Annotated in this window: 12 protein-coding genes; all 12 read left to right on the top strand. The window is 59.3% G+C overall.

Annotated elements, in window-relative coordinates:
- The first annotated feature begins 9 nt into the window (after window positions 1-9).
- The 12 genes from nuoG (at window position 10) to LMG28727_RS05955 (ending at window position 12,296) form a co-directional block, all read left to right on the top strand.
- Window positions 10-2,343: an NADH-quinone oxidoreductase subunit NuoG gene (gene nuoG, locus LMG28727_RS06005; protein WP_201641416.1), complete on the top strand. Its 2,334-nt coding sequence runs from the start codon at window positions 10-12 to the stop codon at window positions 2,341-2,343.
- On the top strand, window positions 2,344-3,408 hold the full coding sequence (nuoH, locus tag LMG28727_RS06000) for an NADH-quinone oxidoreductase subunit NuoH (RefSeq protein WP_201641415.1): 1,065 nt from the start codon (window positions 2,344-2,346) through the stop codon (window positions 3,406-3,408). It begins immediately after the preceding gene.
- A 15-nt stretch (window positions 3,409-3,423) separates the two neighbouring features.
- Entirely contained in the window at window positions 3,424-3,912 is a 489-nt protein-coding gene (nuoI, locus tag LMG28727_RS05995; RefSeq protein ID WP_074763534.1) for an NADH-quinone oxidoreductase subunit NuoI, read from the top strand.
- 199 nt (window positions 3,913-4,111) lie between these two features.
- Window positions 4,112-4,810 (top strand): NADH-quinone oxidoreductase subunit J, encoded by a 699-nt coding sequence (locus tag LMG28727_RS05990; RefSeq protein ID WP_201641414.1) that lies wholly within the window; start codon window positions 4,112-4,114, stop codon window positions 4,808-4,810.
- 20 nt (window positions 4,811-4,830) lie between these two features.
- The gene (nuoK, locus tag LMG28727_RS05985; protein ID WP_013339863.1) at window positions 4,831-5,136 is read left to right on the top strand and encodes an NADH-quinone oxidoreductase subunit NuoK; all 306 of its coding nucleotides are present in this window, start codon (window positions 4,831-4,833) and stop codon (window positions 5,134-5,136) included.
- A gap of 17 nt (window positions 5,137-5,153) precedes the next feature.
- A complete protein-coding gene (gene nuoL / locus LMG28727_RS05980; RefSeq protein ID WP_201641413.1) occupies window positions 5,154-7,226 on the top strand; it encodes an NADH-quinone oxidoreductase subunit L in 2,073 nt (690 codons plus the stop codon).
- A gap of 19 nt (window positions 7,227-7,245) precedes the next feature.
- The gene (locus tag LMG28727_RS05975) at window positions 7,246-8,736 is read left to right on the top strand and encodes an NADH-quinone oxidoreductase subunit M (RefSeq protein WP_201641412.1); all 1,491 of its coding nucleotides are present in this window, start codon (window positions 7,246-7,248) and stop codon (window positions 8,734-8,736) included.
- A gap of 25 nt (window positions 8,737-8,761) precedes the next feature.
- Entirely contained in the window at window positions 8,762-10,234 is a 1,473-nt protein-coding gene (nuoN, locus tag LMG28727_RS05970) for an NADH-quinone oxidoreductase subunit NuoN (protein WP_201641411.1), read from the top strand.
- A complete protein-coding gene (locus tag LMG28727_RS05965; RefSeq protein ID WP_201641410.1) occupies window positions 10,234-10,530 on the top strand; it encodes a DUF2818 family protein in 297 nt (98 codons plus the stop codon). Before nuoN ends, LMG28727_RS05965 begins: the two co-directional genes overlap by 1 nt.
- Before the next feature lie 43 nt (window positions 10,531-10,573).
- The gene (locus LMG28727_RS05960; protein WP_201641409.1) at window positions 10,574-11,158 is read left to right on the top strand and encodes an NUDIX domain-containing protein; all 585 of its coding nucleotides are present in this window, start codon (window positions 10,574-10,576) and stop codon (window positions 11,156-11,158) included.
- Between the two features lie 313 nt (window positions 11,159-11,471).
- The gene (locus tag LMG28727_RS34035) at window positions 11,472-11,717 is read left to right on the top strand and encodes a hypothetical protein (protein WP_236591631.1); all 246 of its coding nucleotides are present in this window, start codon (window positions 11,472-11,474) and stop codon (window positions 11,715-11,717) included.
- Window positions 11,718-11,771: 54 nt separating this feature from the next.
- The gene (locus LMG28727_RS05955; RefSeq protein ID WP_201641408.1) at window positions 11,772-12,296 is read left to right on the top strand and encodes a helix-turn-helix transcriptional regulator; all 525 of its coding nucleotides are present in this window, start codon (window positions 11,772-11,774) and stop codon (window positions 12,294-12,296) included.
- The last annotated feature ends 85 nt before the right edge of the window (window positions 12,297-12,381 follow it).

Genomic DNA, 12,381 nt, shown 5'->3' with positions numbered 1-12,381 from the left:
TTGACCATCATGGTTGAACTTGAAATAGACGGCAAGAAAGTAGAGGTGCCTGAAGGCAGCATGGTGATCCAGGCTGCGCATAAGGTCGACACGTATATCCCTCACTTCTGCTATCACAAGAAGCTGTCGATTGCGGCCAACTGCCGGATGTGTCTGGTCGATGTCGAAAAGATGCCGAAGGCTGTGCCGGCATGCGCAACGCCGGTGTCGGCGGGCATGATCGTGCGCACCAAGTCGGACAAGGCGGTGAAGGGCCAGCAAGCCGTGATGGAATTCCTGCTGATCAACCACCCGCTGGATTGCCCGATTTGCGACCAGGGCGGCGAGTGCCAGTTGCAGGATCTGGCCGTCGGTTACGGCAAATCGGGTTCGCGTTATAGCGAAGAAAAGCGCGTGGTGTTCCACAAGAACGTCGGCCCGCTGATCTCGATGGAAGAAATGTCGCGTTGCATTCACTGCACGCGTTGCGTCCGCTTCGGCCAGGAAGTGGCCGGCGTGATGGAACTGGGCATGCTGGGCCGCGGCGAGCATTCGGAAATCACGTCGTTCGTCGGCAAGACGGTCGACTCCGAACTGTCGGGCAACATGATCGATCTGTGCCCGGTCGGCGCGTTGACCAGCAAGCCATTCCGTTACAGCGCCCGTACGTGGGAACTGTCGCGCCGCAAGTCGGTGAGCCCGCACGATTCCGTCGGCGCGAACCTCGTGGTGCAAGTAAAGAACAATCGCGTGATGCGCGTGCTGCCGTTCGAAAACGAATCCATCAACGAATGCTGGATTTCGGACAAGGACCGCTTCTCGTACGAAGGCCTCAATAGCCCGGAACGTCTCACGCAGCCGATGCTCAAGCAGGATGGCAAGTGGCTTGAGACCGACTGGCAGACCGCGCTTGAGTACGTGGTCAAGGGTCTGAAGGGCATCAAGGGCGATCACGGCGCGACTGCGCTGGCCGCGATCGGTAGCGCTCATAGCACGGTCGAAGAACTGTTCCTGTTGAAGCAACTCGCGCAAGCGGTCGGCACGCCTAACGTCGACTTCCGTCTGCGTCAGTCGGACTTCTCGGCTCCGGTCAATGGTGCGCCGTGGCTCGGCGCGGCGATCGCCGAGCTGTCGAACGTCGACGCGGCATTGGTGATCGGTTCCGATCTGCGCCGCGATCATCCTCTGCTCGCAGCTCGTTTGCGTCAGGCAGCCAAGAACGGCGCGAAGCTCACGCTCGTGCAGGCTACCGGTGACGACGCATTGATTCCACAAGCGCAGCGCGTGGTCGCCGCGCCGTCGGCATGGCTCGACGCGCTGGCGGGCATCGCTGGCGCGGTGTCGGAAGCGAACGGTGTTGCGTTGCCGGAAGCGTTTGCCGGCACGCAGCCGACAGACTCTCACAAGCAGATTGCCAAGTCGCTCGCTTCGGGCCAAAGCCGCCTCGTGCTGCTGGGCAACGGCGCGGTCCGTCATCCGGATTTCGCGGTCATTCACGCAGCGGCGCAATGGATTGCAGAGGCGACCGGTGCGACGCTCGGTTTCCTCCCGGAAGCAGCCAACACGGTCGGCGCACACCTCGTGAACGCGCTGCCGGGCGAAGGTGGTTTGAATGCTCGTGAAGTGTTCGAACAACCGCGCAAGGGTTATGTGTTGCTGAACTTCGAGCCGGAGTTCGATACTGCCAATCCGGCGCAGGCTTTGGCCGCGCTGAAGCAGGCTGAAATGGTTGTGGTGATGTCGCCGTTCCAGACGGGCGCCGACTACGCCGACGTGCTGTTGCCGATCGCTCCGTTCACGGAAACGGCCGGTACGTTCGTCAACGCCGAAGGCACAGTGCAGACTTTCAACGGCGTCGTGCGTCCGCTCGGCGAAACGCGTCCGGCATGGAAGGTGTTGCGCGTGCTGGGCAGCCTGCTCGGCGTGCCTGGTTTCGAATTCGACACGTCGGAAGAAGTGCGCAACGCTGCGCTTGGCAACGGTGAGCTGACATCGCGTCTGTCGAACAAGACGGGCGTCACGGTTGCACGCGGCAAGTCGGCGAAGGCAACAGAAGGCAAGTTCGAGCGTATCGCGAACGTGCCGATCTATCACGCTGACTCGTTAGTGCGCCGCGCCGACTCGCTGCATCTGACCGCAGCGGCGCGTACCGCGAACACGGTCGGCCTGCCGGCTGCGCTGTTCGACAAACTGGGTTTGAAAGAAGGCGACGCCGTACGCGTGCGTCAGGGCGAGCAATCGGTGCAGTTGCCGGCCGTGCGCGACGCGAATCTTGCGGAGACGGTCGTCCGCGTATCGGCGGCTACGCCTGCCGGTGCAGCGCTGGGCAGCCTGTTCGGTGAACTGGTGGTGGAGAAGGCGTAAATGAGCTTGTTCGATACGATCAACTCGGGCGGCACCCAGATCCTTGGTGTGGCATGGCCTACGGTGTGGGCACTGGTGCGCATTCTGGTGGTAGCCGTCGTGATCCTGCTGTGCGTGGCTTACCTGATTCTGTGGGAACGTAAGCTGATCGGCTGGATGCACGTGCGTATTGGCCCGAACCGCGTCGGTCCCGCCGGTTTGCTGCAGCCAATCGCCGACGTGCTGAAGTTGTTGCTGAAAGAAGTGATTCAACCGGCACAGGCGAGCCGCTGGACCTATCTGATCGCGCCGATCATGGTGGTGGTGCCTGCCTTCGCGATCTGGGCGGTGATTCCGTTCCAGGCGGGCGCGGTGCTTGGCGACATCAACGCGGGTCTGCTGTACGCGATGGCGATTTCATCGATCGGCGTGTACGGCGTGATTCTGGCCGGTTGGGCGTCGAACTCGAAGTACGCGTTCCTCGGCGCAATGCGTGCCGCAGCGCAAATGGTCTCGTACGAAATCTCGATGGGCTTCGCGCTCGTCGTCGTGCTGATGACCTCCGGCACGCTGAACCTGTCGGGTATCGTCGGTTCGCAGGAACACGGCTTCTTCGCGTCGCACGGTCTGAACTTCCTGTCATGGAACTGGCTGCCGCTGCTGCCGATGTTCGTCGTCTACTTCATCTCGGGCATTGCCGAAACGAACCGCCACCCGTTCGACGTGGTGGAAGGGGAGTCGGAAATCGTCGCGGGTCACATGATCGATTACTCGGGTATGGCGTTCGCGCTGTTCTTCCTCGCCGAGTACATCAACATGATCGTGATCTCGGCGTTGGCTGCAACACTGTTCCTTGGGGGCTGGAGCGCTCCGTTCGGGTTCCTGTCGTTTATCCCGGGCATCTTCTGGCTCGTCCTCAAGGTCTTCTTGCTGTTGTCGGTGTTCATCTGGGCGCGCGCCACGTTCCCGCGTTACCGCTATGACCAGATCATGCGTCTGGGCTGGAAGGTTTTCATTCCGGTCTGCGTGGTGTGGCTGGTGGTGGTCGGCTTCTGGATCATGTCGCCGTTGAACATCTGGAAATAAAGGGCGGATGAACCTATGACCGCAATCCAAAATTTTTTCAAGACCTTCTTTCTGACGGAACTGCTTAAAGGCCTCGCGTTGACCGGACGTTATACGTTCCAGCGCAAGGTGACCGTGCAGTTCCCCGAAGAGAAGACCCCGATGTCGCCGCGTTTTCGCGGTCTGCATGCGCTGCGCCGCTATGAAAATGGCGAAGAGCGCTGCATCGCGTGCAAGCTGTGCGAAGCGGTGTGCCCGGCGCTCGCAATCACGATCGAGTCGGACCCGCGCGCCGACAACACCCGGCGTACGACGCGCTATGACATCGATCTGACCAAGTGCATCTTCTGCGGTTTCTGCGAAGAAAGCTGCCCGGTCGATTCGATCGTCGAAACGCACATTCTCGAGTACCACGGCGAGAAGCGCGGCGATCTGTATTTCACGAAAGAGATGCTGTTGGCCGTGGGTGATCGCTACGAAGCGGAAATCGCTGCGAACAAAGCGGCAGATGCACCGTATCGTTGAAGCATTTGTCTGTTGATGCAGTACAAAGCAGAAGTAAAAATATAGCGGTAAAAGCAGTCAATACGGCCTGTTGTCGGGCCGGAAGCCGCGGCCTGAACGCCGCGGCTCGGCGCACCTGTGCGGCTGTTCTGGCGAAAAGCGCCAGATGCACGTGCCAAAGAACCATGCCTGACAATGGCCTAACGATGAACCGGTAATCATGGAATTCACGACCGTACTGTTCTACATCTTCGCGCTGCTCCTGGTTGTGTCAGGGCTGAAGGTGATCACCTCGCGCAACCCGGTAGCGTCCGCATTGTTTCTGGTGCTGGCGTTCTTCAACGCAGCCGCGATCTGGATGCTGCTCGAAGCCGAGTTCCTTGCAATCCTGCTGGTGCTGGTCTACGTCGGCGCGGTGATGGTGCTGTTCCTGTTCGTCGTGATGATGCTGGACATCAACATGGACGTGCTGCGCAAGGACTTCAAGCGCTTCGTACCGATGGCGACCCTGGTGGGCGCGATCATCGTGATCGAAACCGCGCTGATCCTGTGGCATGGCTACGGTGCGACCTCCACGGCGCTGCGTGACACGACGGCTGTCGCGAACGGCATGGGCGACTGGTCGAACACCCGCCTGATCGGCAAGATCATCTACACGGATTACATCTTCGCGTTCGAAGTTGCCGGCCTCGTGCTGCTGGTCGCAATCATCGCCGCGATCGCTCTGACCACGAGCCATAAGAAGGACAGCAAACGCCAGAACGTGAGCGAGCAGGTCAAGGTTCGCGCTCAGGACCGTGTGCGCGTCGTGAAGATGGCGTCGGAAAAGACCGCGGCAACCGTCGCGGCAGAAGAAGCCGAAGCAGCAGCGCAAGCAGCGGCGGCAGCGGCCGACTCGGCACCAGCTAAAAATAGCTGAGCGGACAGGAGATAGAAATCATGTTGACCCTAGCCCATTACCTTGTCCTTGGCGCGATCCTGTTTGCGATCAGCGTCGTCGGCATTTTCCTGAACCGCCGCAACGTCATCATCATCCTGATGGCGATTGAGCTGATGCTGCTCGCGGTGAACACCAATTTCGTTGCCTTCTCGCATTATCTGGGCGACGTGCATGGACAGATCTTCGTTTTCTTCGTGCTGACGGTAGCAGCGGCGGAGGCGGCGATCGGCCTCGCAATTCTGGTGACCCTGTTCCGTAGCCTCGACACGATCAATGTCGAGGATCTCGATCAGCTCAAAGGTTAACTTCAGGGAAAGTGGTTATGTCTACGATACTCAATGAAAACCTGCTGTTGGCAATTCCTTTGGCACCGCTTGCCGGTTCCTTGATTGCGGGGCTGTTCGGCAAGGCGGTAGGGCGAGCGGGTGCGCACTCGGTCACGATCCTTGGCGTAGCGATTTCGCTCGTCCTGTCGGCCATCGTCTTCTTCCAGGTATTGAACGGCGCGAGCTTCAACGCGACTATTTATCAGTGGATGGCGATCGGCAAGACGCAGTTCGAAGTCGGCTTCCTGGTCGACTCGCTGACGGCGATGATGATGTGCGTCGTGACCTTCGTGTCGCTGATGGTGCACATCTACACGATCGGCTACATGGCCGACGACGACGGCTACCAGCGCTTCTTCTCGTACATTTCGCTGTTCACGTTCTCGATGTTGATGCTCGTGATGAGCAACAACTTCCTGCAACTGTTCTTCGGTTGGGAAGCGGTGGGCCTGGTCTCGTATCTGCTGATCGGCTTCTACTTCACGCGCCCGACGGCGATCTACGCGAACATGAAGGCGTTCATCGTGAACCGCGTCGGTGACTTCGGCTTCCTGCTGGGCATCGGCCTGCTGTTCGCGTTCGCCGGCTCGATGAACTACGGCGACGTGTTCGCAAAGCGTACCGAACTCGCGGCCTTGAGCTTCCCGGGTACCGACTGGGGTCTGCTGACGGTAGCGTGTATTTGCCTCTTCATCGGCGCAATGGGTAAGTCGGCCCAGTTCCCGCTGCACGTGTGGCTGCCGGATTCGATGGAAGGCCCGACGCCGATCTCCGCACTGATTCACGCGGCAACCATGGTGACGGCCGGTATCTTCATGGTCACGCGTATGTCGCCGTTGTTTGAACTGTCGGATACGGCGCTGTCGTTTGTCATGATCATTGGCGCGATCACCGCGCTGTTCATGGGTTTCCTCGGGATCATCCAGAACGACATCAAGCGTGTGGTCGCTTATTCCACGCTGTCGCAACTCGGTTACATGACGGTCGCGCTCGGCGCGTCGGCGTACTCGGTCGCCGTGTTCCACCTGATGACGCACGCGTTCTTCAAGGCGCTGCTGTTCCTCGGCGCGGGTTCGGTGATCATCGGTATGCACCACGATCAGGACATCCGCAACATGGGCGGCCTGCGCAAGTACATGCCGATCACGTGGATCACGTCGCTGATCGGCTCGCTGGCGCTGATCGGTACGCCGTTCTTCTCGGGCTTCTACTCGAAAGACTCGATCATCGATGCCGTGAAGCTGTCGAATCTGCCGGGTTCGGGCTTCGCGTATTTCGCGGTGGTGGCGAGCGTATTCGTTACCGCGCTGTACTCGTTCCGTATGTACTTCCTGGTGTTCCATGGCAAGGAGCGTTTCCGCGGTCCGAAGCATCCGGAATCGCCGATGGGCATCGAAGCCGCAGCACATGCGCATGACGGTCATGATCATGGCCATGACGCGCACGGCCACGGTCACGACGACCACGCTCACGAGCCGCACGAAACGCCGTGGGTCGTATGGCTGCCGCTGGTGTTGCTGGCGATTCCGTCGGTCGTGATCGGCGCGATCGGCATCGGTCCGATGCTGTTCGGCGACTTCTTCCAGCACGGCGTGGCGTTCGACAAGGTGATCTTCATCGGCGCGAACCATCCGGCCGTGCAGGAGATGGCCGAAGAGTTCCACGGCTGGGTGTCGATGGGTTTCCATTCAGTTAGCGGTCTGCCGGTCTGGCTGGCGCTGGCTGGGGTGGTGGTTGCATGGTTCCTGTATCTGGTTCGCCCCGATCTGCCGGCTGTTATCAAGCGCGCGTTCGGCCCGATCTACACGTTGCTCGATAATAAGTACTACATGGACAAGATCAACGAAGTGGTTTTTGCACGCGGCGCAGTGGCAATTGGCCGTGGCCTGTGGAAGGAAGGCGACGTCGTCGTGATCGACGGCATCGTGAACGGTAGTGCGCGCTTTATCGGCTGGTTTGCCGGCGTGATCCGCTTCCTGCAATCGGGCTACATCTATCACTACGCGTTTGCCATGATCATCGGCATGTTGGGGCTCCTGACCCTGTTTGTAACGCTGGGCGGCAAATAAGGCTAGGGGACACTAACTAATGCACGCTTATCCGATTCTCAGTATCGCGATCTGGTTACCGATCCTCGTCGGCCTCGTCGTTCTGGCTATCGGTTCGGACCGCAACCCGGCTCCCGCGCGTTGGATTGCGCTGATCGGCTCGGTCGTCAGCTTTATTGTGACGATCCCGCTGATCACGGGTTTCGATTCGAGCACCGCAGATCTGCAATTCGTCGAGCAGGCAAACTGGATCGAGCGCTTTCACATTTCGTATCACCTGGGTGTCGACGGCATCTCGATGTGGTTCGTCGTGTTGACCGCGTTGATAACGGTGATCGTCGTGATCGCCGGGTGGGAAGTGATTACGAAGAACGTCGCGCAGTACCTGGCGGCGTTCCTGATTCTGTCGGGCATCATGGTTGGCGTGTTCAGCTCGGCCGACGGCATGCTGTTTTACGTCTTCTTCGAAGCGACGCTGATTCCGATGTACATCATCATCGGCGTGTGGGGTGGGGCGAACCGCGTGTACGCGGCGTTCAAGTTCTTCCTCTACACGCTGATGGGCTCGCTGCTGATGCTGGTCGCGCTGATTTATCTGTACGTCGAGACCGGCACGTTCGACCTCGCTACCTGGCAGCATGCGCCGCTCGCGATGACGCCACAGGTGCTGATCTTCATCGCATTTTTCATGGCGTTCGCCGTGAAGGTGCCGATGTGGCCGGTGCACACGTGGTTGCCTGACGCGCACGTGGAAGCGCCGACCGGCGGCTCGGTCGTGCTGGCCGCGATCATGCTGAAGCTGGGTGCGTACGGCTTCCTGCGTTTCTCGCTGCCTATCACGCCAGACGCAAGCCATTTTCTGGCGCCGGTCGTGATTACGCTGTCGCTGGTTGCGGTGATCTACATCGGTCTGGTCGCGATGGTCCAGGCGGACATGAAGAAGCTGGTCGCGTATTCGTCGATCGCGCATATGGGCTTCGTCACGCTCGGCTTTTTCATCTTCAACCAGCTCGGCATGGAAGGCGCGGTCATTCAGATGATCTCGCACGGTTTCGTGTCGGGCGCGATGTTCCTGAGCATCGGTGTGCTGTACGACCGTATGCATTCGCGTCAGATCGCCGATTACGGCGGTGTCGTCAACGTCATGCCGAAATTCGCAGCGTTCGCGATGCTGTTCTCGATGGCGAATTGCGGCTTGCCGGGCACTTCCGGTTTTGTCGGCGAATTCATGGTGATTCTGGCGGCAGTCCAGTACAACTTCTGGATCGCCGGCGGTGCGGCGGTCACGCTGATTCTCGGCGCGGCCTACACGCTGTGGATGTATAAGCGGGTGTATTTCGGCGCGATCGTCAACGATCACGTGAAGACCCTGCTCGATATCAACCGACGCGAATTTTTCATGCTGGCAGTGCTTGCTGCACTGACGCTGTTCATGGGCTTGTATCCGAAGCCTTTTACCGATGTGATGCACGTATCCGTGGAAAACCTCCTCTCCCACGTTGCGCAGTCAAAGCTGCCGTTGCCTCAGTAACGCCGAGCGGAGGAATTAAAAGACCATGCAAAACGCCCCTATGACTGCTCTGTTGCCCGACGCACTGGTGATGTTCGCCGTTGTGCTCGCGTGGCTCAACGACACTTTCGTCGGCCAGGCCGGTCGCCGTACTACGTACTTTATTGCGTTCTTCTCGACGCTCATCGCCGGCATCTGGTTTGCGATGAATGCGTTCGACCCGCAAGTGCGCTATTTCTTTGGCCACATGTACGTGGTGGACCCGTTCGCGAGTGCGATGAAGTCGGTCGTGACGCTTGGCTATGCCGTGTCGATCGTCTATTCGCGCCGGTATCTCGAGGAACGCAATCTGTTCCGCGGCGAGTTCTTCCTGTTGGGCATGTTCTCGTTGCTCGGCCAACTCGTGATGATCTCCGGCAACAACTTCCTGACGCTGTACCTCGGTCTGGAACTGATGTCGCTGTCGCTGTACGCAGTGATCGCGCTGCGCCGTGAAGTGCCGCAGTCGAACGAAGCCGCGATGAAGTACTACGTGCTCGGCGCGCTGGCTTCCGGTTTCCTCCTGTACGGCATTTCGATGCTGTACGGTGCGACCGGCTCGCTCGACCTGAATGAAGTGTTCAAGGCCATCGGTACGAGCCATTACGATCCGAGCGTGCTGCTGTTCGGCGTGATCTTCATCGTGGCGGGCGTGGCGTTCAAGATGGGTGCGGTGCCGTTCCACATGTGGGTGCCTGACGTGTATCAGGGCGCGCCGACGGCGATGTCGTTGATCGTCGGCGGTGGTCCGAAGGTCGCGGCGTTTGCGTGGGGCTTCCGCTTCCTCGTCATGGGCCTGTTGCCGCTGGCTGTCGAATGGCAGCAGATGCTGGTGATTCTCGCGGCGCTGTCGCTGATCGTCGGCAATATCACCGGTATCGTGCAACGCAACGTCAAGCGGATGCTCGCGTACTCGGCGATCTCGAACATGGGCTTCGTGCTGCTGGGCCTGCTGGCCGGCGTGGTCGACCAGAAGACGTCGGGCGCGGCCAATGCGTACGGGTCGGCAATGTTCTACAGCATCGTCTACCTGATCACGACACTGGGCACCTTCGGTGTGATCATGCTGCTGGCTCGCCGCGATTTCGAAGCGGACACGCTCGAGGACTTCAAGGGCCTGAACCAACGCAGCCCGGTGTTTGCGTTCGTGATGATGATCATGATGTTCTCGCTCGCCGGTATTCCGCCCGCCGTGGGCTTCTACGCGAAACTCGCGGTGCTGCAGGCCACGATGAACGCCGGTCTGACCTGGCTGACCGTGCTGGCTGTGATCACGTCGCTGTTCGGCGCGTTCTATTACCTGCGTATCGTCAAGCTGATGTATTTCGACGAGCCGCAAGACAAGTCGCCGATCGCCGCCGACAGCAGCACGCGTGCTCTGCTGGCGCTCAACGGTGTGGCCGTGCTGGTGCTCGGTATCGTGCCGGATCCGCTGCTGAAGGCTTGCCTGCAGGCTATCCAGCACACGCTGCTGTTCTGATGTCGGCTGCGGGTTGGTTTATCGTGTTGTTGGCGCTGGTCGGCGCCAACCTGCCGTTCCTGAATCAGCGCCTCTTCGCCGCCGTTCCGTTGAAAGCGGTGAAGAAGAGCGCGTGGATCCGGATCGCCGAATTGATCGTGCTGTACTTTGTGGTCGGTGCGTTCGGCTTTCTGCTTGAAGCGCGAGCGGGGAACCGCTTCGAACAGGGCTGGCAGTTCTACGCCATCACGTTCGCGCTGTTCATTGTGTTCGCGTTCCCTGGCTTTACCTTCCAATATCTCGTCAAACGCCGCTGACGGCGTCTCGCCGTCGCGCACCACGCTGTCCTGAGGTCCGCATATGGCTGAACTTCCTAATCACGACGCCGCGCTTACCGAGACCTGTATCGATAGCAAGCAGGTCTATCAGGGGCCGTTTCTGACGGTCAAATGCGATACCGTCCGTTTGCCGGACGGCAAGCAGGCGACCCGTGAATATGTTCAGCACCCGGGCGCCGTGATGGTGATTCCGTTGTTCGACGATGGGCGCGTGCTGCTGGAGAGTCAGTATCGCTATCCGATGGGCAAGGTCATGGTCGAATATCCGGCCGGCAAGCTCGATCCGAATGAAGGCGCGCTGGCTTGCGCGATACGTGAACTGCGCGAGGAAACCGGCTATACCGCGCGGGAGTACGTGTATCTGACGCGTATTCACCCGATCATTTCTTACTCGACCGAATTCATCGATATTTATATCGCGCGCGGGTTGACGGCGGGCGAGCGCAAGCTCGACGAGGGCGAGTTCCTCGAATTGTTCACGGCGACGGTAGATGAAATGTCCGAGTGGGTGCGGACCGGCAAGATCACCGACGTCAAGACAATCATCGGCACGTTCTGGCTCGAGAAGGTGCTGTCGGGCGCGTGGCCGACGGCGGAGCCACAGTAACGCTGCGCTTCTGGCGCAGCTTCGAGGATGATGAGAAGCCCCTGCTGGTCTATGACCAGCAGGGGCTTCGTCATTGCGACATTTGATTCTGGTCCCCTGCTGTCGCCGAATTCTTAAAAAATCTCCTTTCTTCCTATGACTTCTGGCCGTCTCGCCGGACGGCCGTTGGGACGCTAGTATGGACTTCCCTTCATGACATTGACGATTCCATTTGCCTGGGATAACGAATGTTCTGAAAAATTGCATTTTGGGTGATTGAATGATGGTTGTCGATTGACAACCTGACTTTCACTCGCTAAATTGGAGGGTGTCGATGGTTCGAGGAAGTCACTCTAAGAAAGAGGTCGAGGCGGCATTGACCTACGCAGAGAAGAACGGCTGGCGCGTTCTGAGCGGTGGGCGAGGTCATGCGTGGGGCAAGATGTACTGTCCTTATAAAGACGCCGAGTGCCGTTGCGGTGAGTTTTGTATATCGAGCATCTGGCGTACGCCGAAGAATCCAGATAATCACGCAAAGCACCTGCGCCGCATTATCGACAACTGCACGGCTCGCCGGTAGCAGAAACGTTTTGGACGGCGAAGATTTAAGGTTGAAGGGAGGCTGAAGTAGCGTATGGAATATGTGTTCACTCTGAAGTACGGGCTCTCCGCAGAAGACTGCGATCTGGACGCGATTGTCGAGCGTCTGGGCGAAGCAGGTTGCGACGACGCGACCGTCGGCGTGGGTCAAGCGGGCCGCCTCGCGCTGCTCTTTTCTCGCGAAGGCGAGTCTGCATTCGCGGCGCTGGTCAGTGCGCTTAAAGACGTCAAACAGGCGGTCCCGTCTGCTCGCCTGGTAGAGGCGGGTCCCGATTTCGTTGGGCTTACCGACGTCGCCGAGGTCGCCGGCGTGTCACGGCAGAATATGCGCAAGCTGATGCTGAGCCACGCAATCGACTTCCCGCCGCCAGTGCATGAAGGTAGCGCATCGGTATGGCATCTGTCGGATGTTCTCGACTGGTTGAACGCGCGCGGCGGCTATGACATCAGGCCAGACGTGGTGGACGTCGCGAAGTCGGCCAAGCAGATCAATCTTGCGAAGGAAGTGCGCGCACTTGAACCGCGCTTTAGCCGCAGGCTCGAGAGGCTGGTTCTATAACCGTCGGATAGTGGGGTGCACAGAGAACTGTTTTATTTCGATTGGCAAGTTTTGCCAACATTTGAGCGGCACCGTTCGACCTTTA

This window comes from Paraburkholderia metrosideri (assembly GCF_904848625.1).
Taxonomy (GTDB): domain Bacteria; phylum Pseudomonadota; class Gammaproteobacteria; order Burkholderiales; family Burkholderiaceae; genus Paraburkholderia; species Paraburkholderia metrosideri.
The sequence above is the reverse complement of the archived record's forward strand: the minus strand, read 5'-3'. Positions and strand labels throughout refer to the sequence as shown.